Origin of the sequence: Lentibacillus sp. Marseille-P4043, from assembly GCF_900258515.1 — a bacterium.
GTDB lineage: Bacteria > Bacillota > Bacilli > Bacillales > Amphibacillaceae > Lentibacillus_C.
In genome coordinates this window covers 3567244-3589049 of record NZ_LT984884.1, presented here as the reverse complement: position 1 = coordinate 3589049, position 21806 = coordinate 3567244, and the positions used below count along the sequence as shown (strand labels likewise).

The 21806-nt window shown below is 39.1% G+C and carries 25 protein-coding genes; 20 read left to right on the top strand and 5 right to left on the bottom strand.

The genetic code is table 11. The annotated features are described in order from the left end of the window. The 3 genes from C8270_RS17870 to C8270_RS17860 all read left to right on the top strand — a co-directional run bounded on the left by C8270_RS17870 (window position 1) and on the right by C8270_RS17860 (window position 3962). Window positions 1–816: a S1C family serine protease gene (locus C8270_RS17870; RefSeq protein ID WP_106498145.1), complete on the top strand. Its 816-nt coding sequence runs from the start codon at window positions 1–3 to the stop codon at window positions 814–816. 1200 nt (window positions 817–2016) lie between these two features. Beyond that, window positions 2017–2748 (top strand): RNA polymerase sigma factor SigI, encoded by a 732-nt coding sequence (gene sigI / locus C8270_RS17865; RefSeq protein WP_106498144.1) that lies wholly within the window; start codon window positions 2017–2019, stop codon window positions 2746–2748. Then, complete coding sequence (locus tag C8270_RS17860; RefSeq protein WP_106498143.1) at window positions 2745–3962, top strand: anti-sigma factor domain-containing protein; 1218 nt, start codon at window positions 2745–2747, stop codon at window positions 3960–3962. The genes sigI and C8270_RS17860 overlap by 4 nt, the downstream gene beginning before the upstream one ends. 33 nt (window positions 3963–3995) lie before the next feature. Here C8270_RS17860 and C8270_RS17855 read toward each other — a convergent pair whose 3' ends face one another. Then, window positions 3996–4232 (bottom strand): YhdB family protein, encoded by a 237-nt coding sequence (locus C8270_RS17855; RefSeq protein ID WP_106498142.1) that lies wholly within the window; start codon window positions 4230–4232, stop codon window positions 3996–3998. Between the two features lie 160 nt (window positions 4233–4392). Between C8270_RS17855 and C8270_RS17850 the strand changes: the two genes are divergently transcribed. The 9 genes from C8270_RS17850 (at window position 4393) to C8270_RS17810 (ending at window position 12092) form a co-directional block, all read left to right on the top strand. Continuing rightward, entirely contained in the window at window positions 4393–5067 is a 675-nt protein-coding gene (locus C8270_RS17850; protein ID WP_106498141.1) for a YhcN/YlaJ family sporulation lipoprotein, read from the top strand. 130 nt (window positions 5068–5197) lie between these two features. Beyond that, window positions 5198–5833, top strand: a complete 636-nt coding sequence (locus C8270_RS17845) for a class I SAM-dependent DNA methyltransferase (protein ID WP_106498140.1) — start codon at window positions 5198–5200, stop codon at window positions 5831–5833. A 21-nt stretch (window positions 5834–5854) separates the two neighbouring features. Next, window positions 5855–6322, top strand: coding sequence for an S-ribosylhomocysteine lyase (locus tag C8270_RS17840; protein ID WP_106498139.1), 468 nt, complete (start codon window positions 5855–5857; stop codon window positions 6320–6322). Window positions 6323–6334: 12 nt separating this feature from the next. Beyond that, entirely contained in the window at window positions 6335–7258 is a 924-nt protein-coding gene (locus C8270_RS17835; protein WP_106498138.1) for a PLP-dependent cysteine synthase family protein, read from the top strand. A 30-nt stretch (window positions 7259–7288) separates the two neighbouring features. Next, a complete protein-coding gene (locus C8270_RS17830; RefSeq protein WP_106498137.1) occupies window positions 7289–8422 on the top strand; it encodes a bifunctional cystathionine gamma-lyase/homocysteine desulfhydrase in 1134 nt (377 codons plus the stop codon). Window positions 8423–8473: 51 nt separating this feature from the next. Further along, on the top strand, window positions 8474–8917 hold the full coding sequence (locus tag C8270_RS17825) for a hypothetical protein (RefSeq protein ID WP_158701765.1): 444 nt from the start codon (window positions 8474–8476) through the stop codon (window positions 8915–8917). A gap of 54 nt (window positions 8918–8971) precedes the next feature. After that, the gene (locus tag C8270_RS17820) at window positions 8972–10342 is read left to right on the top strand and encodes a dipeptidase (protein ID WP_106498135.1); all 1371 of its coding nucleotides are present in this window, start codon (window positions 8972–8974) and stop codon (window positions 10340–10342) included. A 192-nt stretch (window positions 10343–10534) separates the two neighbouring features. Further along, window positions 10535–11278, top strand: coding sequence for a C39 family peptidase (locus tag C8270_RS17815; protein ID WP_442785814.1), 744 nt, complete (start codon window positions 10535–10537; stop codon window positions 11276–11278). Window positions 11279–11333: 55 nt separating this feature from the next. Beyond that, window positions 11334–12092: a (S)-benzoin forming benzil reductase gene (locus C8270_RS17810; RefSeq protein WP_106498134.1), complete on the top strand. Its 759-nt coding sequence runs from the start codon at window positions 11334–11336 to the stop codon at window positions 12090–12092. Between the two features lie 229 nt (window positions 12093–12321). Here C8270_RS17810 and C8270_RS17805 read toward each other — a convergent pair whose 3' ends face one another. Both C8270_RS17805 and C8270_RS17800 read right to left on the bottom strand, forming a co-directional pair. Beyond that, a complete protein-coding gene (locus C8270_RS17805; protein ID WP_106498133.1) occupies window positions 12322–12429 on the bottom strand; it encodes a YjcZ family sporulation protein in 108 nt (35 codons plus the stop codon). Window positions 12430–12475: 46 nt separating this feature from the next. After that, complete coding sequence (locus tag C8270_RS17800) at window positions 12476–12691, bottom strand: YjcZ family sporulation protein (protein ID WP_106498132.1); 216 nt, start codon at window positions 12689–12691, stop codon at window positions 12476–12478. 287 nt (window positions 12692–12978) lie between these two features. Here C8270_RS17800 and map point away from each other — a divergent pair, with 287 nt between their 5' ends. Both map and C8270_RS17790 read left to right on the top strand, forming a co-directional pair. Then, window positions 12979–13731, top strand: coding sequence for a type I methionyl aminopeptidase (gene map, locus C8270_RS17795; RefSeq protein WP_106498131.1), 753 nt, complete (start codon window positions 12979–12981; stop codon window positions 13729–13731). 74 nt (window positions 13732–13805) lie between these two features. After that, entirely contained in the window at window positions 13806–14567 is a 762-nt protein-coding gene (locus C8270_RS17790; RefSeq protein ID WP_106498130.1) for a cobalamin-binding protein, read from the top strand. 26 nt (window positions 14568–14593) lie between these two features. On the opposite strand, the gene nhaC is transcribed toward C8270_RS17790, so the two are convergent. Continuing rightward, entirely contained in the window at window positions 14594–15964 is a 1371-nt protein-coding gene (nhaC, locus tag C8270_RS17785) for a Na+/H+ antiporter NhaC (RefSeq protein ID WP_106498129.1), read from the bottom strand. 413 nt (window positions 15965–16377) lie between these two features. On the opposite strand from nhaC, the gene C8270_RS17775 reads away from it, so the two are divergent. From C8270_RS17775 to C8270_RS17765, 3 genes are all read left to right on the top strand, one after another. Then, window positions 16378–17109, top strand: coding sequence for an AzlC family ABC transporter permease (locus tag C8270_RS17775; protein WP_106498127.1), 732 nt, complete (start codon window positions 16378–16380; stop codon window positions 17107–17109). Beyond that, window positions 17106–17402, top strand: coding sequence for an AzlD domain-containing protein (locus tag C8270_RS17770; protein WP_106498126.1), 297 nt, complete (start codon window positions 17106–17108; stop codon window positions 17400–17402). The genes C8270_RS17775 and C8270_RS17770 overlap by 4 nt, the downstream gene beginning before the upstream one ends. A gap of 839 nt (window positions 17403–18241) precedes the next feature. Further along, a complete protein-coding gene (locus C8270_RS17765) occupies window positions 18242–18772 on the top strand; it encodes a GNAT family N-acetyltransferase (RefSeq protein WP_106498125.1) in 531 nt (176 codons plus the stop codon). 63 nt (window positions 18773–18835) lie between these two features. On the opposite strand, the gene C8270_RS17760 is transcribed toward C8270_RS17765, so the two are convergent. Beyond that, window positions 18836–19714, bottom strand: coding sequence for a cation diffusion facilitator family transporter (locus tag C8270_RS17760; protein WP_106498124.1), 879 nt, complete (start codon window positions 19712–19714; stop codon window positions 18836–18838). Window positions 19715–19944: 230 nt separating this feature from the next. On the opposite strand from C8270_RS17760, the gene C8270_RS17755 reads away from it, so the two are divergent. The 3 genes from C8270_RS17755 (at window position 19945) to C8270_RS17745 (ending at window position 21748) form a co-directional block, all read left to right on the top strand. After that, window positions 19945–20178 carry an IDEAL domain-containing protein gene (locus tag C8270_RS17755; RefSeq protein WP_106498123.1) on the top strand — a complete coding sequence of 78 codons (234 nt, stop codon included), beginning with the start codon at window positions 19945–19947 and terminating at the stop codon, window positions 20176–20178. Window positions 20179–20285: 107 nt separating this feature from the next. After that, on the top strand, window positions 20286–20732 hold the full coding sequence (locus C8270_RS17750; protein ID WP_106498122.1) for a hypothetical protein: 447 nt from the start codon (window positions 20286–20288) through the stop codon (window positions 20730–20732). 41 nt (window positions 20733–20773) lie between these two features. Beyond that, window positions 20774–21748 carry a methyl-accepting chemotaxis protein gene (locus C8270_RS17745; protein WP_106498121.1) on the top strand — a complete coding sequence of 325 codons (975 nt, stop codon included), beginning with the start codon at window positions 20774–20776 and terminating at the stop codon, window positions 21746–21748. Window positions 21749–21806 lie beyond the last annotated feature (58 nt).

The following is a 21806-nucleotide window of genomic DNA, read 5'->3' as shown; positions in this document are numbered from 1 at the left end:
ATGAATCATAGGGAACAGAATGACCGTGATGGGCTTGACGATGATTTGTATGAAGAAATAGAGGAAGATGAGCTACTCGAGCTAGTTGAAAAAGAGCGGGTAAAGGCTTTGAAACGCGCACAGGAAGAAAAGAACGCGAAACCAAAACACCCATTTCCAAAGTGGGCGTTTTGGTTGATTGCGTTTGTTATGGTCTTCAATGTTGTAGCCTTACTACCAAAAACATTTTCTATCCCAGCCATTGACTTTTTGCTGACATCAGCTAAACTATCAACCCAAGACAATATAAGTGACTACAAACAGTCAATTGTTGTGGTGGAAACAGGTGAGAGCAAAGGAACAGGTTTTGCCATTTCTGCTGATGGAACCATACTGACAAATCATCATGTTATTGAAGGCGAAGAGTCTGTTACGGTAACATTTCCGGACGATGGCTTTTTTAAAGCAGAAGTTGTAGCTGATTACCCAGATGTTGATTTAGCAGTTTTACAAACAGATGGAAAAGATTTGCCGCATCTAGACCTTGCTCAAGAGACAACCTTTAAGCCGAATGAATCCATCTATTTTATTGGGAATCCGCTTCGCTTTCATGGCATCGCCAACAAGGGTACAATTATTGGTTATACGCAACTAGATGATTGGGATGAGCAAGTAGTGATGATGAAGGCACCGGTTTATCGCGGGAACAGTGGCAGTCCAGTTATAAATGAACAGGGCAACGTAATCGGAGTTGTGTTTGCTACGCTTGACGACAAAACACACGGAAAAGTCGGATTATTTATCCCGATTGATTATTTTTATGAAGCCGACGAATGAGATGGATAATGTCCATCTCATTTTGTTTTGGAGAACAATATGTAAATTTAGGACAGCAATGTTAAGCGCTATACCACTGCAATCAATATTTAAACAAACTGTAAATATTCTGTGATAGCAAGGTTTACACGCTTGCGTTAGGATTAATTATATTGGCTTATAGAGGTTGTTCAAAAAGGAGGATAAAATTACCGGACTTTTTGAAGACACACTTATAACAGTCAATGCTAAAAGTCAATTCAAATTGATGAGTAAGCTAATCAGAAAAAGAATGATAATAATAAATAATAAATTCAACTTTTGCAGCGTGAAATGGATAAATAAGCCTTGATAGAATGAGGAAGGATGGAGATTCACTGCTCAAGTTGACTTTAGATTAATCGCATTTGATATAAAATGTGACATAACTTAAAATCTTGTTCGGTTCTCTTCGGCCGCTCTGGAAAAACACTACGCTTTCCGCGGGCTCGCGCTGAGCCTCCTCGCTAGCAAAGAACGCTCACTGCGGGGTCTCATCGTCTTCGCTTTCCCGCAGGAGTCTTCGTGTTTTTCCTTCGCTGGTATTACATTTACTACAATTAACTGTAGTAGTATGTGTTCCATAAAGTCGCATTCTACCACTTTACTAGTCCGGGTGAGTGGAGGGTGGTGACTCCTGCGGGAACAATGGTTTTCGGTGGGGCGAGTTAGCGCAGCCCCAGCACGTGTCCGAAGACCCCGCAGAGTGGTTTGAAAAGGAAGGTCGACTAAAACCGTCCTTTGCGGACAACGTCGACATACCCCTCGCCGGGGCAAGGAGGCTGAGGCCGTGCCCGCGGAAAGCATCCACCCGGAGCGACCCCGGACGGCGGGAAATGTACGTACTTATAGAAAAGAGCCCAGCAGTTACGTCGCATTTTATTTCTATTGTATAAAAACAACAAATGTTTTCGATGGGACGAGTAATCGCAGTCCCAATCTTTTAGTAAACAGCCTTTATGTTTACCAAGGTTGTCAAGGCAATTATTAGAAACGTTCCAAGTTTGCCTTAGTAAACTATATGATCTTATTTTATTGGTGCGAAAGTTGTGTAATAAAAAATAATAGAGATGGTGGATACATCATGTTAAATAGAAGAAAAATAAATGCGAAATACGTTACAGATACACCCAAAAAGTTGACAAATAAATCGTATTTTATAGTGGCTGGGGGTGTTTTTGGTTGATTCAAAACCAGTCATTAAAAGAAAAATCCCTTGAAGAAATGATCGTTTCCATTCAGCAAGGGGACAAAGTCGCGCAAAATTATCTTTTAAAAACGTACCAGCCTTTTATAGCTAAATGTGTTTCGGAAGTTTGTAAACGGTATATTGATCCGAAAAAGGATGATGAATTTAGTATTGGTCTTGCAGCGTTTAATGAAGCTATTATGACGTATTCGGCAGACAGGGGAAGTTCTTTCTTATCGTTTGCTAAACTTGTCGTCAAGCGTAAAGTAATTGATTATATTCGTTTTATGCAAAAAACGCCAGTGTCCGCTTCTTTAGATGAAAACTATGATGAGGAGCAGATGGAGAACGCAAGCGAAATTGTTGCAGTAAAAGAAATATATCAACAACAACAGGAAGCCTGGTTTCGTCGCGAGGAAATTGCTGAGTTCAAAGAAAAGTTGTCGGAGTATAAATTAACCCTAACAGAATTAACAGAGGTCTCTCCAAAACATAGAGACGCCAGGGATTCTGCAGTTCGTACGGCAAGAATCCTATACCATGATCCCGAATTGAAAGCTTTTGTTGAACGAAAGAAAAAACTCCCAATCAAAGATCTAATGAAAAAAGTTGATGTTAGTAAAAAAACACTGGAACGAAATCGAAAATACATTTTAGCAATTTTCATCGTATTGAATGAAGATTTCATTTATCTAAAGGATTATTTGAAGGGGGTGGGTAATTGAAAAAAGGGATAGTGATGGAAAAACATCGTAAATATACAATTGTCATGACGGAAAATGGTCTGTTTTCAAAGGTGAAACCAGTAAGAGATGCTGTTATAGGAGCAGAGGTTTCGTGTGAATTAATGAATGAGAACAAACGCTATTTATTTATTTTTCGTCCTAAACAGAAAGTGAAAAATTCTCTTCGTGTGGTTGCGATGGCTTGTTTATTGTTGCTATTTGTATTGCCATTTTATTTTATTTCAGGCAGCAATAAAACATATGCCTATGTAAATATTGATATCAATCCAAATGTGGAATTGGAAATTGATGATCGGTTGCATGTTCAAGCAATTAAACCACTCAATGACGATGCGTCGTTAATTATTGATAAGTTACCGAAATATAAAAATCAACCACTGGAAAAAGTAGTAACGTCTATTATCGACAACAGTGAAAAGTCTGGATTAATTAAAAATGGAAAAAACGCGATTGTTGGGGTTAGCTACGTTAACAACAGCGACATTTCCATTTTGGATACATTAGATCGTTACTTTACGAGTCATAAAGCGGACTGGAATATTGCCACTTTTTTAGTGCCGAAAGCAGTAAGAAAAACAGCTGAAGAGCAAAATAAGTCGATGAATGAATTAATGGCTAAAGAACTAGACGAAGAAGATTCCCAACATCCCGAAACAGATGAAAAGTTAAACAATACGGAAAGAGCAATGATTAATTCCTTTTATAATAATAAAGAGCAAAAGCAGCATGACCTAGAACAAAAAACGGAAGCGAATGAACCAAAGACAACGAATGAAGGTAGTCAAAAAATTCAGCATCCCAATGACTCAAAAACTAAAAATGGCAATGTACATTCGCACAATGAGCAAAAAATAAAAACGAATCAACACCGCAATAAAGGTAAGTCATCTAATCATCGAGCTGAACCAAAACATAAACCACATAACGGAAATAATGGAAATCATGGGAATAGCGGAAATCGTGGAAATCACAGAAACAACGGAGATCATGGGAACAACGGAAATCACGGAAATCGCGGAAATAATGAAAATCATAGCAATAATAGTAAACACAAAGGAAATGATAACCAGGGAAATAAACACAAACATAATAACAATCACAATCGGGACAATCACAGAAAGCAAAAACATAACGAAGGTCATCGACCAAACCATAACCATGGAAATGAAAATGGAAGAGGCCATCAAAAGTAAGGGAATACACCTTATTAGGTGTATTCCCGATTGTTAAACTTCCATTACGGCAGCTGGTATATGGTTCATGGCATGATCAATGTAGTAAAGCAATTCATCATGCAACTCTAGAATTTTTGTTTGGTCAAGTGAATAATGGTAAGCATACAAAAAGTTTTGGATTTTTTTCGAGAGCATATCATCGTTTGTTCGTACCATCAACACTAATAAATCATCCCATTGGCCCCACAATGAGTAAAATAATGCTTTATCATAATCTGGAATATCCATTCATTTGCCCTCCTTAAAATTAAAGGATTATTTATAGCTTCTCCGACTTTTATTTATATTGTCTAAAAGAAAAATGGTGTGTTTTCCAAATTCCGGTTTGCAGAATAAATTAGATGTACTGATACATACTAAAAGCAAATTGGTAAGGAGGAAGATAGTAATGAAATGGAAACTATTGAGTGTTGGCTTGGCTACCGTGTTTACTCTTGTTGGCTGTCAAGGAAATGACACGAATGATGATAATCAGCCAAATGACAATGGAGATAATAATGTAGAAAATACCCGTTATAATAATACAGCAGACAATCAAGATAACGGGCAAACGTTACGAAATGCGGAAAATGCTGATCGAGACCGTGGGGATATGGACCGCAATCGCGATAATAACCGTGACAATAATAACAATCGGTATGAAGTAGCTGATAAAGCAGCTGACAAAATAACAGACCAGATTGATGTAATTGACAATGCATATGTTTTGACGACAGATAACAATGCATATGTTGCTGCAGGGTTAGACAATAACGGTGATAACGACATGAATAACCGTGCTGACAACAATGGTAACGATAATGGTATTAATCAAAATGGCGTTAATAACAATGGAAATAATGACAATGGTGATGAATTGACAGACGATGTAAAACGAAAAATTACCGATATTGTCAAATCCGTTGATGGAGATATTGACAATGTTTACGTCTCAACCAACCCCGATTTCCTTGACCTAGCAAATAATTACGCAGATGATGCAGATAATGGTGAACCTGTAGAAGGATTCTTTGATCAAATTGGCAATATGATTGAACGCGTATTTCCACAAGACAATAAATAAATTTCGAAGGGGTATCTCAAAACGAGATGCTCCTTTATTTTTTCTGTAACATGTGCTATTGTTATACATATAATTCATACTAATCATAGTAATTTACTATGTTTTAATAATCATAAGGGTTGTGTGCATAATGGGACGCGAATTTATTGATTTATTTGAAGGATGGGCAGAGACCTATGATGATAGTGTGAAAGGACTTGATCCTGAATATCAAGCAGTTTTTGCCCATTATGATACAATATTAGATGAAGTTGTAACCCATTCCAATGGAACTGTGCTGGAATTTGGGGTCGGGACAGGTAACTTATCGGAGAAGTTAATGAAAGCTGGTAACCAAGTTATTGGAATTGAACCATCACAGGCAATGCGCGATTTAGCAAAACAAAAATTACCAAAACTGCAGTTGCAGGATGGCGATTTCATTGATTTTCCACCTTTAGCAGCACATGTCGAGACAATAGTCAGCAGTTATGCCTTTCATCATTTGACAGACACTGAAAAAAGAACAGCTGTAGAACAATTTGATAAGATACTTACGAAAAATGGAAAAGTTGTTTTTGCCGATACGATGTTTGAGACAGAAGCAGTAAAGGAACAGATGATAGCAGACGCTGTTAAAGAGGGCTATTATGAGTTAGCGGAAGACCTGAAACGAGAATATTATCCAACCATAGATGTATTAAAACAGATTTTTGTAGAAAATAATTTTGCGATAACATGTAAACAAATGAATGATTTTGTTTGGCTAATCATAGCTGAAAAATAAGGAAAAGGGAGCGTTTTTAATATGACAAAGAAAATGAATGTAGAAAGTTTTAATTTGGATCACACAAAAGTTAAAGCACCATATGTAAGGTTAGTGGGAGTTACAGAAGGCGGAAATGGCGATAAAGTATATAAATATGATATTCGTTTCAAACAGCCAAACAAAGAACATATGGAAATGCCCGGTTTGCATTCCATTGAACATTTAATGGCAGAAAATATTCGTAATCACATGGATAACGTTTTGGATATTGGTCCAATGGGTTGCCAAACAGGATTTTATTTACAGATTTTAAACAATGATAACTATGATGAAGTATTAGATACATTGGAAAGAACGCTTCAAGATGTGCTAGAGGCAAACGAAGTACCCGCGTGTAATGAGGTGCAATGTGGATGGGCCGCCAGTCATAGCCTAGAAGGTGCCAAGGAAATAGCCAACGAAATGTTAGCTCATCGCGATGAATGGCAACAAGTTTTTGCAGAATAAGAGGCGAGAATTATGGCGATATATCATTCAATCAAGGAACTAATTGGCGAGACACCATTGTTGGAGCTAACGAAATTCCCGCTACCTAAAGGGGTACGCTTATATGCAAAGCTTGAATTTTATAATCCAGGTGGAAGCGTTAAGGATCGACTTGGTCAAGAATTAGTCCATGATGCATTGGCAACTGGTGCACTAACAGAAGGTGGTACCATCATTGAGCCTACTGCTGGTAATACAGGAATTGGATTGGCACTCGCTGCACTAGATAAAAATCTTTCGGTCATTTTTTGTGTGCCGGAACACTTCAGCCAAGAAAAACAAATGATCATGCAAGCGCTAGGTGCGAAAATCGTTCATACACCAAGAGATGCTGGGATGGTAGGGGCGATCGAAAAAACCGAGCAATTATTGACGGAAATTCCAAATAGTTTCTCCCCTAAACAATTCGCCAATTCAGCAAATCCCAGAACGTATTATCAAACACTTGGTCCGGAAATTTGGAATGATTTAAATGGTGAAGTGGATGTGTTTGTTGCTGGTGCTGGGTCAGGTGGAACGTTTATGGGGACGACGAGATATTTGAAAGAAGAAAATCCCCGAGTTAGAGCCGCAATTGTGGAACCAGAGGGATCGATCATTTCCGGTGGTGAGCCTGGACCACATGAGACGGAAGGAATTGGCATGGAATTTTTACCAGAGTTTATTGATAAATCTTATATAGATGCTATTTATACTGTTTCAGATAAAAATGCATTTGAAATGGTGGAGGAACTTGCTAAAAAAGAAGGATTACTTGTTGGAAGCTCATCTGGATCGGCAATGTATGCGGCTTTACAAGAAGCCAAAAAGGCCAAGGCTGGTACAACAATTGTTACTGTTTTTCCAGATGGAAGTGACCGATACTTAAGTAAAAATATCTATCCTGCTGTTGAGTAGGGATGGATGTGAATATGAAGGAGAATGGGTATGCGCGCAAAAACAAAAATGATTCATGGCGGAATAACTGGTGATGAACAAACAGGTGCGGTTTCGGTACCGATTTATCAAGTGAGTACTTATAAACAAGATTCGGTAGGAAACCATCGTGGGTATGAATACTCCCGAACCGGCAACCCAACACGACACGCATTAGAGACGGTTATTGCTAATTTGGAAAATGGGGAAGCGGGGTTTGCATTTGGCTCCGGTATGGCGGCAATCAGCTCTGTGATGATGTTACTTGATGCAGACGATCACATTTTAATGACCGATGATGTGTATGGTGGAACGTATCGGTTAATGACAAGTGTCTTAAATCGATTCCATTTGGATCACTCATATGTCGATACGAGTTATCCAGATAAAGTGGAAGCGGCAATTAAAGATAACACCAAAGCATTATATGTGGAGACACCAACAAACCCATTATTGAAAATAACCGATATTCAAAAGATGGCAGAGATCGCCAAGAAGCATGATTTGTTGTTAATTGTCGATAACACGTTTGCGACGCCATATTGGCAGCAACCATTAGACCTTGGTGCAGATATTGTCTTGCATAGTGCAACAAAGTATATTGGGGGCCATAGTGATGTCGTGGCCGGGCTTGTTGTGGTTAATTCCACAGATTTAGCTGAACGACTTCATTTCATCCAAAATTCAGTTGGTGGCGTGCTAGGACCACAAGATTCTTGGTTACTAATGCGAGGAATTAAAACACTTGCATTGCGAATGGAAGCAATTGAAGCAAATACGAAGGATATTGTCGCGTTTTTACAAGGGCATGAAAAGGTGTCAACAATTTATTACCCAGGCCTAGCGGATCATCGAGGACATGATATTGCTACGAAACAAGCAACAGGTTTCGGCGGGATGATATCCTTTGACGTTGGTAATGGAGAACGGGCTGAACAAGTGTTAGAACGTACGAATTATTTTACACTAGCGGAAAGTCTCGGTGCGGTAGAAAGCCTAATCTCCTTACCGGCAAAAATGACCCACGCATCGATTCCTGCTGACAGAAGAGCTGAACTTGGAATCACCGATGGATTAATCCGCGTTTCTGTTGGGATTGAAGATAGTGCCGATTTAATTGAAGACTTGCAGAACGCATTGAAATAAAGCAGAGGATGGCCTAGTATTGGGCCATCCTTCTTTTGTATGCTCTCAGGGATGATACTATCAGCCCGAGAGCAGAAACATCAGCCCGAGAGCAGAAACATCAGCCCGAGAGCAGAAACATCAGCCCGAGAGCAGAAACATCAGCGCGAGAGCAGAAACATCGGCGCGAGAGCAGAAACATCAGCCGCGCGAGAGCAGAAACATCAGCCCGAGAGCAGAAACATCAGCCCGAGAGCAGAAACATCAGCCCGAGAGCAGAAACATCGGCGCGAGAGCAGAAACATCGGCGCGAGAGCAGAAACATCAGCCCGAGAGCAGAAACATCAGCCCGAGAGCAGAAACATCGGCGCGAGAGCAGAAACATCGGCGCGAGAGCAGAAACATCGGCGCGAGAGCAGAAACATCGGCGCGAGAGCAGGAATATCGACCGGAGAGCCAAAACATCAGCCCGAGAGCAGAAACATCAACCGGGGAGCCAAAACATCGTTCAACTAGTTACTCTGCTTGTGGTGTGCTAAAATAAATATAAACGAATAGGAGGAATTGTACATGAGCGAAAAAGTAATTAACTACCTGACAGAAAATCGTGATTCATTATTAGAAAAGTTAAATCAGTTTTTGTCGATTCCAAGTGTCAGCACGGATAGTGTACATAAAAAAGATATTAAAGAAGCAGCAAATTTTTTAGAAACATATTTACATGATATTGGTTTTGATAAAGTGGAACAGCAGGAAACGGGAGGGCATCCATTAGTATTTGCCGAATATAATCAGGCAGGGTCTGACGCTCCAACGGTATTGTTTTACGGCCATTACGATGTACAGCCGGTTGATCCGATTGACCAATGGAAAAGTGATCCGTTTAAACCAGAAGTACGTGATGGTCGACTTTATGCGCGTGGTTCCAGCGATGACAAAGGCCAGGTATTTATGCATCTTGCGGTGTTCGAAGCATATATGAAAACAGAGGGAAAACTACCTGTTAATGTCAAAGTTTGTATTGAGGGTGAAGAAGAAATTGGCAGTGAAAATTTATATGAAATTCTTCATGACAAAAAAGAATTATTTAATGCCGATTTTGCTGTTATTTCTGATTCAGGTATGATTGCCGAGAATCAGCCGACAATACTTTATGGTTTGAAAGGGTTTACTGGTATTGAAATTACTGTATCAGGACCTGATCACGACTTACACTCCGGTATGTATGGTGGAGCGGTACGAAATCCGATCATGGCATTGAATCATATTTTAGCATCTATGAAAAATGAAGAGGAAGTCATTACGGTCGATGGCTTTTATGATGATGTTGAACCTTTAACAGATGAAGAACGCGAATTAATAAAACAGGTACAAGGGGAGGATTACAAAGCATCAACTGGTGCACCCCAAACCGTATCGGAAAAAGGGTATACAGCAAAAGAACATACAATGGCACGCCCTACTTTTGAAATTAATGGAATTTACGGTGGCTATCAAGGAGAAGGAACGAAGACGATCATCCCGTCATCAGCAACTGCAAAAATTACCTGCCGTCTTGTACCTGGACAAAATCCAGAAAAAATTCAAAGCTTGCTTGAGGAGCACATTCAAAAGAATGCACCATCAGGCGTTACGGTAGAAGTGAAAAAAGAAAAACTATCAGCTAAAGCGTACAAAGTTGAGCCAAATCATCCACTGATTGAAAAGGCGGCAACGAGCTATACGAAGGCTTTTGGAAAAGAAACCGTTTATGTCAGAATGGGTGGATCAATTCCAGTCGTCGAATGGATCGAAGCAATATATGACATCCCAATCGTACTTTTAGGGTTTGGTACACCAGACGACCGTTTGCATTCACCAAATGAGAGCTTTCCATTAGACAGCTTTGATAAAGGGCTGGAAACATTGGCGCATTATTGGGATGAGGTTCATACAAAATAAAAACGCAAGCCGTTGGGCGCTGAAGTCGGACGCGGCTTTTCCCGCCCGGGTTCAAAGTAGTGCCAAATTTTATACTTTCATATCTTTAAATTAAATAATTTATTCCCCGGCCAATTCTGGGGGATAAATTCATTGCGATTGTCTAACTATTTTTAAGATTGAATCAAGGTCAGTGTTTTGAGGAGTTTTTTTGTGAAGAACACGAATTTGTTAGCAGTTTATCTTATTTTGGTCATAATTTTTCTTATGTCCTGTGAAGCGAAAGCTGTAGAACCGAAGCCCGCAAGCAATTTTGCCGAAAATGTTAGCAAATTGGCTAAAAAGAATAAGATTGAACTGCCAAAGAAAATATCGAAAATGGACCCTTTGGACGTGTCATTAATCAATCAAATGGATTCACCGCGTTTATACAATGGCTGTGAAGTTAGTAGTCTAGCAATGATTTTAAATTACAATGGCTATGAAACTACGAAAAATGAACTTGCAAAAGAAATCGCGCGGGTCCCATTAACCTATGAAAATGGATTAAAAGGAAATCCAAATGATGGGTTTGTTGGCGATATGGAAAATGGCCCGGGGTTATCCGTATATCATGGTCCAGTAGTTGACATTGCAAAAGAATATGCAGGCAAAAAGGCAGTCGATCTAACAGGCGAACCGATTGAAACAATCCTAGATCATGTAGCCCAAGGTATTCCTGTTTGGACAATCACAACTGCAAATTTTGTGCCAGTCAATGATTTTAAAACGTGGGAAACACATTCAGGCATCATAAACATTACGTACAGTGTACATAGTGTCGTTATTACGGGATATGATGAAAAGTCCATATACATAAACAATCCCTACGGACAAAAGAATCAAAAAGTAAACAGGGAAAACTTTGAACAGGCATGGAAGCAAATGGGGAGTCAAGCCGTTGTGATTAAAAACTAAGTCAGGCCGTTCTGTTCATAATAAAGTGGTAGTATCGTCAAATGGGGGGATAAGAATGAAATTTGCAGTAATTACTGGCGTGTCAAGAGGACTTGGTGAAGCGGTTGCTAGGTTATTTATAGAATTAGGAATAAATGTAATTGGTATTTCCCGCAGTAAAAATGAACAATTAGCAGCGTATGCAAAACAACAGAATGTAATGTTTTCCCATTATACATGTGACTTGGCTGACATGGAAAAAATAGAGGAAACCATCGATAATATTGGTAACCTAATTGTTGCAAATGATCCATCAACTGTCTATTTAGTAAACAATGCAGCTGTCGTTGAACCAATTGACCAATCAGTAAATATTCAGAATTCTGATCTCAAGTATCATATTCAAATCAATACGTTGGCACCAATGGTAATCATGAATTCATTTTTAAAAATGGCAAACGAACAAGGGATACATTTTGTTGGAGCAACCATCACATCTGGTGCAGCGGAAAGACCAGTCTACGGTTGGAGTGCATACTGCAGCACCAAAGCCAGCATAAATATGTATACACAAACGGTAGCGCTTGAGCAGAACGAATTACAAACTGATAGTAAAGTAATCGCATTTAGTCCTGGAATTATGGATACACAAATGCAAGAGAAAATTCGCTTAACGTCAGCAGAGAACTTTGCCGAAGTTGATAAATTTAATGGGTATAAGCGGAATAATTTATTGAAGGATACGGAAATGGTTGGTGGTGTACTTGTTGATATTTTGACCGATGAAGAAAATATTCAAAGCGGCAATATATATCATGTCAATGATTATATTTAGTAATAAAAATCCCTATGCCTTTTGAGAGACACAGGGATTTTTCAGGTAATGGAATAATTATATAAGAAAAACGATGGCTTATCAGATAAGGAAATCGCGTGATAAGCCATGTTTTTTCATCAATGGTGATGGTGAATGGGCAATGGACTAATCAAAAAACTGGACGTTATCTTGCAATTTGATTGGATTTGAATGGAGAAGTGGGTTGTTAAAAAATAATGCTTTTATTTTAGTAAACTCCTCCTCCTACAAATCCACCTGCTCCAACAATAATCAACAGGATGAACAACACAACGATTAACGCAAAGCCGCCACCGTAGCCTCCGCCATAGCTCATTAACGAACACCTCCTTACTGATTGACTTTTTCATGGATGATTGGTTCTACCACCAACCACCACCGAATCCGCCACCATAACCTGTGCCGAATCCACCGTAGCCACCGCCGAATCCGCCGCCATAACCAGCGCCGTATCCACCGTAGCCACCTCCAACACCATAGCCGCCAGTAGTGAAGCCACTAGCACCTACAATGATCAAGAGGATGAACAATACGACAATTAGTGCAAAACCACTGCCGCCTCCAACATTTTCACTCAATTACTTCACCTCCCTTTTATTAACAATGTATGTAATTAAAAAAGACATGGAAGGGCTAAACAAGAATTGGGCTTGGAAAATTAAATGTGGGCATTTTTAAAATGATTATCTTGAAGCATGGACTGTTTTTTTTGAGCCCGCAGTTTTTATTCGTACATAAAGGCAATAAACACGCATAATATAAATTGATTCATCTAGGATTATTTTATCGGGAATTTGTGTTAAACTTTAGGGTGCATAAAAATATAGTAAAAATAATCTTGTTATAGATCGAAAGGAAGAAAGTTATGATAACACGAAAAAGTAAACGCGAAGTCGAAATGATGCAAAAGGCAGGAGATTTATTAATTGAATGTCATAAAGAAATTGCCAAATTAGTTAAACCAGGTGTTACAACGATGGAGATTGATGCATTTGTCGAGAAATTTTTGGCTGACAATGGTGCAACTCCAGAACAAAAAGGCTTTGAAGGCTATCCATATGCAATCTGTGCATCGGTAAACGATGAAATTTGCCACGGATTTCCGAATGATGAAAAGTTAGTGGAAGGGGACATTGTGACTGTTGATATTGTCGTTAACCTTAATGGTGGATTAGCAGACTCAGCTTGGACGTTTCCAGTAGGTAACATCGATAAAGTGGGACAGAAACTGTTAGATGTAACAAAGACAGCCCTATATAAAGGGATTGAACAAGCACAAGTTGGAAGTCGAATCGGTGATATTGGGCATGCTATTCAAACGTACGCTGAAGGAGAAGGTTTTTCTGTTGTACGAGATTTTACTGGACATGGAATTGGACCGACGATTCATGAAGATCCACACATCCCGCATTTTGGTCTGCCAAACAAAGGAGTACGCCTAAAAGAAGGAATGGTTATCACGATCGAGCCAATGATTAATGAAGGGGATTGGCATAGTAAAATGGATGATAATGGTTGGACGGCAAGAACGGTCGATGGCGGTCGCTCTGCTCAATATGAACATACCATTGTGATTACAAAAGATGGCCCATTAATTACGACGGAACAAGATGCGTAATAAAGAAATGACAGAACAAGGGGAACAACACCACGAGCAGACCTCAATGTAAAATCAAATAGAGGGGGACTAAAATGCGAGTTGTTTCGATTTGTCCAAGTAATACAGAAATCGTTGCCTATTTAGAAAAGACAGATCTATTAGTAGGCGTAGATAACTTTTCAGACTGGCCGGTAGAAGTTCAACAGTTACCAAAAGTAGGGCCTGACCTGTCAATTGATATGAAAAAGGTTGCAGAATTAAAACCTGACCTCGTGTTGGCGTCATTAAGTGTTCCAGGTATGGAAAAAAATATCGAAGCACTTGATGAATATGAGCTTCCTTACATTATTTTAAATCCTAATTCCCTTGAAGAAATAGCAGATGATATTCAAACGGTCGGAGAAGCATTGAACTGTACAAAACTTGGCCATGAAAAGGCGGATAGTTTTCGTAATGAAATTGCAGCTTTTAAAGAGAAAGCGCAATATAGGGAGGAAAATCCTCGTCTTTATTGGGAATGGTGGCCAAAGCCCGTGTTTACACCTGGGAGAGTCAATTGGCTGACTGAAATCAGCAAGCTTGCTGGTGCTCGTAATATTTTTGATACAGAAGATGAAGCTAGTGTTCAAACCAACTGGGAGGACGTAAAAAAGCGGGATCCAGAACACATTTGTATGGTCTGGGTTGGTGTAAAAGAGGAAAAAATGCGTCCAGAGCTAGTAACAAAACGCCCTGGCTGGGAAAATATGAAAGCTATTCAAACTGGTAATATTCATGTGTTAGAGGAATCCTTATATTGCCGTCCTTCCCCACGGTTGTTAGAGGGGTTGCGTAAATTAGCGGAAATCGTATGAAACAAGCTGACTTGGGCCGTTATGGCCTAGTCAGCTTGTTTCAATTTCTTGCCTCCGAAAAGGATGGTGATGATCGGGCTTATAAGACAAAAGAAAGCAAACGGTAAATAGGTTAATACCGAAACCCCCAAAACATCTGCAATAAATACACCGCAAACACTCCAAGGAACGAGCGGATTTATCACGGTTCCGGCATCCTCCAATGTTCGTGACAACACCTTGTTAGGAAGACCGGCTTTATGGTAAATACCTTTATATGTCTCCCCTGTCAACATAATGGATAAATATTGTTCACCAATTAAAACATTTACCCCTATTGCCGTTGCCGCTGTAGAAATAATGACGGTCCGAACCTTCTTCAGTTTTTCCTTAAATGCGTTTAAAATCGATGGAACGATTCCCGTAACAAATAGCAATCCGCCAAAACCTAATGCCAGAATAACGAGCGAGACGGTGAATAGCATGCTATTTATTCCGCCCCTTGTCAATAAGTCATTAACCGGTTGAAAATCAGTATTTGCCGAATATCCACTAAACCAAATCGTCCATATTTCTGACCAGGATAATTGGCTTGTAAAACTTGCTAGCAATGTTGCCAATGAACTACTTAATGCAAGTGCGATGAATGCAGGTGTTCTAAAAATAGTACAGATAACTAACACGATTAGCGGCAGCCAGGAGGTCCAATGGATTAAGTCAGTTGCAGCCAAAGCATCTTGATAGGCTGCGACTTTTTGAAGTGGGACCGTCCCGTTTGGTGATAAAAATACAAAGATAATAAATGTAATTATAAATGCTGGAATCGTCGTTAAGCTCATATGTTTAATATGATCAAATAAATCCACCTGGACAATGGTTGATGCCAAATTGGTTGTGTCGGACAATGGCGACATTTTATCACCGAAAAATGCACCAGAGACAATGGCACCTGCAGTAATTGCCATTGAAGCATCAAGGGCATTTGCCATCCCAATAAAGGCGACTCCGATCGTTGCTGTTGTCGTTAATGAGCTACCAAGTGAGACTCCTACAATCGCTGTAATTGCAAAGACAATAGCATAAAACCATGTCCCACCGATGAAGCTAAACCCTGTATTGATTAGGGTAGGAATGGTCCCACTCATCATCCAACTGCTAATTAACACACCAATTAATAAAAATAGAAAAATGGCAGCCATTCCAGACTTGGCTCCAGCGATCATTCCTTCTTCAAGTGTTTTAAATGGAATGTGATTAACCAATCCATAGGCAACAAGCAAGAAAATTCCGAGTATAATCGGTACATGTGGTTCAGATCCCAATCCAATGATGAAATAACTAATGAGTCCGATGATAACGATAAAGAAAAAAATCGACTCGCTGACTTTTGGATTATGCTTTGGGTTGATTGGAAACATTGATTTTTCCTCCTTGTTGTTCGTTGATTTTTATATAGTGTTTTTTGCGGGGCCGATAGCAACAAAAATAAAAAAGCTTCATCCCAAAATAGGGACGAAGCTTTTCTCCGCGGTACCACCCTGATTGATGATTTGAAACCATCCTCTTCTATCAAAAAGATCCGTTCTTAACTTGAATGTGTAATTCAAACCAATCCTGCCAGGGTTTCCAGCCACCACCCAGTCTCTATTGCTGCTTAGAATGATTTTACTTCGCATTCACGGATAATCCTATTCAAATTAGAAATATTAATTTTGAATATACATCGTTGTTGTACAATCTGTCAATATGTATTTCTCCAGATTAAATACTTTTTAAAATTCAAAATATCAGTTATAATAGGCTAAATTTTCAAATCAAGGGGATACGAAACATGGCAACGAATGCGCTTAAGAAAAATGAAGCATCACCTTCCATACAAATGGTTAAAAGAGGTGTAATGGTTGGGTTTCCAATTATGGTGGGATATTTACCAATTGCGATTACTTATGGTGTTTTAGCAAAACAGTCTGGAATGTCTCTAACTGAGTTAACGTTAATGAGTGTGCTCGTATTTGCTGGTGCAAGTCAGTTTATGGGAGCTAATATGATTGCGGTTGGTGCAGGGGCAATTGAAATAATTGTCGCAACTTTTGTCCTTAATTTTCGTCATTTTGTTATGAGTTTGTCCTTTATGAATCGCTTACGGGGGATTGGACGAAGCTGGAAAGTTCCTTTATCATTAGGGTTGACAGATGAAACGTTTGCAGTGTCATCGTTACATACGAAAGAAGCCAAAGAGGAAAAAGGAGCACTTTTTTATACAGCATTAATTTTAACGGCTTATTTTTCATGGGTTTTTGGTTCTTTTTTAGGTGGCATTCTCGGCGAAGTAATTCCCGAAAAACTTAGCCAAAGCATGGGAATTGCATTATACGCTATGTTTATCGGGTTGTTGATTCCATCTGTAAAAAAGGAACTAAAAGTAGGATTAATTGCTATTATTGCGATGCTTATTAATACATTATTTGGACTATTTATGAGTGAGGGCTGGGCAATTGTGTTTGGAACAGTTTTAGGCGGCTTAAGTGGAATTTATTTACTGAAGGGGGAGGACCAATCATGATTGTTGCGATTATTATCGGCATGTCACTTGTAACAATGATTCCTAGATTAGTCCCAGCATATATTGTCGATAAAATCCATTTTCCGGAATGGGCTAATCGGTGGTTAAATGCGATTCCATATGCTGCATTAGGTGCGCTAATTTTCCCCGGAATTATGTCTGTAAAGGCCGGAGAGCCACATGTGGGTATTATTGGCGGGATTGTTGCAATTATTTTAGCGTATATCGGTTTGAATGTTTTTTTGGTCGTTATTGGTGCAATTGTTACGGTGTTTCTATTTGCTATTATATAAAGCCCTTTTCGTTTCGTAATGTCTATTGCTTTTTTATAGACAAAAAAATGTATAAATGTAATAAGTGTTATGCCACCGTTGCCTTCCACGAAAGGTGACAGCTTTCCGCGGGCACGGCTTCAGCCTCCTCGGAAAAAACCCACTTCCTGCGGGGTCTTCAGACACGTGCTTTTCCCGCAGGAGTCAGTCACCTTTCGTTCCAGGCAACTAGTGTAGTACTTTATAATAGTGAATGCTTTATCAGTCATACGTAAATAGTTTTAAAACGAAGTAAGAAAAGTCATATGTTAACTGCACATACTTTAGGTACCATTAAGAAGGGTATATATAGTACTGAAAAGAGTTTGTTGCTGAAAAAAATTATGACCGCTTATGCTAGCAACTTGAATATACGTAGACTCCAGTGGGAAGTAAGAGATCGGGGAGACCCCGGAGGACGACAGAAAAGGTAGGTCGACTAAAATCGCCCTCTGCGGGCAACGTCGACATACCCCTCGCCGGGGCAAGGAGGCTCGACACTCGCCCACGGAAAGCGAAGTATATTCAAGTTGCGGTATTTCGACAACCTACTTCTATAAAAAAATTGAATCTTTTCAGTAGGTTCGTAAGGATATTTTTTTGTCAAAAACATTATCTTAGGTGGCTGTAAGTACAATCGTAAACTAAGTGAATTCCCTTTTTAAAGGTGCGAAAGTTGAGTATTGTGTAAAACAACAACAATCCTTTAGAAAAGAGCATTATATAAAAAATAGCTAAATAAGCGCCTCTTAGTAAAGTAGTCATGTAATCATTTATAATAAGAAAATAGATTTTACGGGGAATGGCAGGGGGATGGTACAATGTATTCAATTAGGAGAGCTGTTTTCGCTGATGCAGAGGCAATAGCGAATATTCATGTGCGCAGCTGGAAAAATACGTACACCGACTTGGTGGATGAGAAGGATTTATCGAATATTACATATGAGAATCGGAAAACGTTATGGGAAACAGTTTTACGAATGCAAAAAAAAGAGCAGTGTACATTTGTCATTTCGAATGATGTCGACGTTATCGGTTTTGTTTCTGGCGGACCCGAACGGACAAAACGATTTCAATATGATAGTGAGATTTATACAATTTATTTGCTGCCAGGATATCAACGAAAAGGGTTAGGTGCGAAATTGTTAAGAGTTTTTGCCGAAGAAATGAAAGAACATGGGTATGAATCGCTGCTTGTGTGGGTGTTAACTCAGAATCCGTCAAGCAGGTTTTATGAACGATATCGCGCAAAGCCAGTTGGAGAAGAGGAAACGACAATCGGGGAAGGAACGTATCAGGAGACAGCATATGGATGGGAAAGTATTGATGAATTGTTGGCAACATGGAAATAAAACAGTTATATTGGCACTTATATGAATAACCGCGCGTTTTCTTCGAAGGAAGAGAACGCGCGGTTATTTGTGTTGCTTTGGATATGGTTCGATATGAATATGGGCATATGAAATGTTATGTGTTTCAGCCAGAAAACGTTCAATACGCTCCGTTATGTCATGACTTTCTTTTACATTAAGGGTTGGGTCAACAAGAATAGTAATTTCAATAAACGTTTGATTTCCGTGAATACGGCCTTTGACATCATAAACCTCTTTGACCTCGTCTACTTTGGCGATGCTTGCTTTTATTTTTGTTAGCAGCTTTTCATCGAAACCATCTGTTAACGTGTGTGTGGAGTCTTTAAAAATATCCCAGGCTGTTTTACAGATGATAACACCAACAATAAACCCTGCCAGCGGGTCTAACCAGAATAAACCGATTTGTGCACCAATGATGCCAATGAATGCTCCAATACTAACAAGTGCATCAGATCGATTATCTTGTGCAGCGGCGTGAAGAGAAGTGCTTTGTACCTTTTTTGCAAGCGCAGCATTGTAACGGTAAACGAAAAACATCACAGCTGCAGCGCCTATTGCTGTCCAAGCTGTCAGCATGTCTGGCTGAACAGTGTGCCCCGTAATCATTTTTTTGCATGTGTCATAGAGAACCTGTAAACCGACTGACATCATGATAAAAGCTGCAAATAATGAAGCAATGGTTTCAGCCCGATAATGTCCATAGTGATGGTCTTCATCGGGAGGTTTTCTTGATATTTTTAAACCGATAAGAACCGCAATTGAGGCAACCACGTCTGTTGAGTTATTTAATCCGTCTGCGCGTAACGCTTCGGAATTACCTATTTGGGCAACAACTAATTTTGTGATTGCTAAAAAAATATAAGCAAAGATGCTGATCCAAGCACCTTTTTCACCTTTTTTTAGATTATCTGGTTGATTCATGGAATTGCCGCCTCCAAAACGCTTTTCATATTAGCTTATTTAGTCTACCAAAGTAGAGCATGGTGGGTCTAGAGAAACATTCAAGCGTATGGTTATATGTATTTACAAGCGTAAAGTAAGTTTCGTTAGGTAAAATTTAATATGAAGTTTTTTAAAAAATTGGTGCTTTTTCATTGAAATTATTCACAAAATTTAGGATAATAGAAAAAAGGAACAAGGGGGTATGTTCCATGAAAAAGCAAAAATTAATTTACCGGTATTATCGGTATGAAGGTGATATGCTACACGCAAAACGAGAAATTCCATACGAGTTAAAGCTATCATCCCGATTGTTGTTAGATGAGTTATGTTTTAGTTGGAATAAAGCACGCCTGGAAGATGCTATAAATAATGCGATTGATGAAGGAAACAAAGAAGCATTTTTAAAATGGAGCGAAGCATATAGGCACTATATTTGGGAATAGGTTAATCTAGATTTAAAATTTGGCTTCACCCATATTAGGTGAAGCCTTTTCAACAAGTGGAAATAGTACTTTTTAATCAGGACAATATACATGGAGGAAATAAATGTATGCAGGATAATAATCGGATTATTCATCAGCAAAATCGAATTTTATTTTACATTTTATTGTTTTCACTTTTCCTAGGTACAGGTGCAGAAATTATCGTTGGGGCACCAAAGGAAAACCTATTGGCACTTGGAATCGGCGGGGCCATTAGTATAGCAGCTATCGGTTTATTACATTTAAAAAAAGTTTATCCAATGGTAATTCCATATTTAGCGATCATAAGTTTGTCAAGTATTGCTTTTATGATCATTTTAAGCTCTGACTATGTTACCAATATGCTGTTTGCATTCTATGTGCTAGCTGTAGCAGCTATTTCACTTTCTCTCACTGTTTTAGTAACAGGTGGAATATTAGGTCTTTCAGTACTAACCTACTTTGTAATGGCAAAGGGCGAAATGATTGGTTTTGATTTGCGCGCTACTGCGATCACGATCGTTTTTTTATTTTAGTATTTGTAGTGTTAGTAATACAAGTAAGGATAGCTAGGAGATTGTTAGTTGATGTTCGGACCGCATTGGATGAAAGTGAAAAACAGTCTGAGGAAAAGACAAACCGAGCTAAATTAATACAGGACGGGACGCAAAATGTAAGGAAACAAATGAATATCATTGATCACGATAGTAATTTGAATGCTCAATCGATGGACGAGATGCGGTTGGCGTTTCAGGAAATCACGAAGGCAAGTCAATCCCAAGCGGACACAGCAACAACGATTTCGACAACTACAGAGGGGACAAATAACCGATTAGAAAAAATGATTGCATCTTTTGAAAAAAGTACCCAAGATGGTGAGGAATTGAAAATGTTGTCGTCAAAAGGGCAGCATTCAGTTGAACAGTTAACGGTAACATTGGATGGCTTCCAGCAATCATTTGAGCTGCTAAGAAAAAATATGGATCAATTAGTGAAACGTATAGATGAAAATAATACATATACAGGAAAAATCCAAGATATCGCCGAACAAACGAATTTACTTGCACTAAATGCAAGCATTGAGGCGGCAAGGGCAGGAGAGTTTGGCAAGGGATTTGCTGTTGTGGCCGGTGAAGTTCGTAAGCTTGCTGAAGTGTCACAGAAAACAGCCAAGCAAATAAGTCAAAACCAAGCATCAATTGAAACTGATGTCCAAGAAGCACGCCAAGAAGTGGACGAACAAAAAGTGCAATTGCAACAAAGTGTTGGCAATGCGAAAGAAGCAAAAGAGAACTTTGCTAGTATTACAAATCAATTGGCAAACTTTATTAGTTATCTTGGTTACTTAAAAAAACAAGCAAATGAAATTCAGACATCTTCTGAAACAATAGATAATTCAGTGGATCATTTGGCTTCCGTAATTGAGGAGACAACTGCGACCATCGAGGAGTTAGAAGCGATGGTAGATGAACAAGTGAATCGGATGACAAAATTATCATTAGCAATTGAAGAAACAAATCAGGTAGCAGCTGCAATTGAAAGCGTTGATTAGGCATTCGTTATGCGGTAAATAAATCTTTTCATCCGTTTTACAACAGCAAAATGAATTT

Coding starts and splice junctions, on each gene's coding strand:
- C8270_RS17765 (WP_106498125.1), top strand. CDS start 18,242: ATGTATTCAATTAGGAGAGCTGTTTTCGCTGATGCAGAGGCAATAGCG.
- C8270_RS17760 (WP_106498124.1), bottom strand. CDS start 19,714: ATGAATCAACCAGATAATCTAAAAAAAGGTGAAAAAGGTGCTTGGATC.
- C8270_RS17825 (WP_158701765.1), top strand. CDS start 8,474: ATGATACTATCAGCCCGAGAGCAGAAACATCAGCCCGAGAGCAGAAAC.
- C8270_RS17775 (WP_106498127.1), top strand. CDS start 16,378: ATGGCAACGAATGCGCTTAAGAAAAATGAAGCATCACCTTCCATACAA.
- C8270_RS17830 (WP_106498137.1), top strand. CDS start 7,289: ATGCGCGCAAAAACAAAAATGATTCATGGCGGAATAACTGGTGATGAA.
- map (WP_106498131.1), top strand. CDS start 12,979: ATGATAACACGAAAAAGTAAACGCGAAGTCGAAATGATGCAAAAGGCA.
- C8270_RS17835 (WP_106498138.1), top strand. CDS start 6,335: ATGGCGATATATCATTCAATCAAGGAACTAATTGGCGAGACACCATTG.
- C8270_RS17790 (WP_106498130.1), top strand. CDS start 13,806: ATGCGAGTTGTTTCGATTTGTCCAAGTAATACAGAAATCGTTGCCTAT.
- C8270_RS17750 (WP_106498122.1), top strand. CDS start 20,286: ATGCAGGATAATAATCGGATTATTCATCAGCAAAATCGAATTTTATTT.
- C8270_RS17855 (WP_106498142.1), bottom strand. CDS start 4,232: ATGGATATTCCAGATTATGATAAAGCATTATTTTACTCATTGTGGGGC.
- C8270_RS17870 (WP_106498145.1), top strand. CDS start 1: ATGAATCATAGGGAACAGAATGACCGTGATGGGCTTGACGATGATTTG.
- C8270_RS17805 (WP_106498133.1), bottom strand. CDS start 12,429: ATGAGCTATGGCGGAGGCTACGGTGGCGGCTTTGCGTTAATCGTTGTG.
- C8270_RS17845 (WP_106498140.1), top strand. CDS start 5,198: ATGGGACGCGAATTTATTGATTTATTTGAAGGATGGGCAGAGACCTAT.
- C8270_RS17810 (WP_106498134.1), top strand. CDS start 11,334: ATGAAATTTGCAGTAATTACTGGCGTGTCAAGAGGACTTGGTGAAGCG.
- nhaC (WP_106498129.1), bottom strand. CDS start 15,964: ATGTTTCCAATCAACCCAAAGCATAATCCAAAAGTCAGCGAGTCGATT.
- C8270_RS17770 (WP_106498126.1), top strand. CDS start 17,106: ATGATTGTTGCGATTATTATCGGCATGTCACTTGTAACAATGATTCCT.
- C8270_RS17840 (WP_106498139.1), top strand. CDS start 5,855: ATGACAAAGAAAATGAATGTAGAAAGTTTTAATTTGGATCACACAAAA.
- C8270_RS17755 (WP_106498123.1), top strand. CDS start 19,945: ATGAAAAAGCAAAAATTAATTTACCGGTATTATCGGTATGAAGGTGAT.
- C8270_RS17820 (WP_106498135.1), top strand. CDS start 8,972: ATGAGCGAAAAAGTAATTAACTACCTGACAGAAAATCGTGATTCATTA.
- C8270_RS17850 (WP_106498141.1), top strand. CDS start 4,393: ATGAAATGGAAACTATTGAGTGTTGGCTTGGCTACCGTGTTTACTCTT.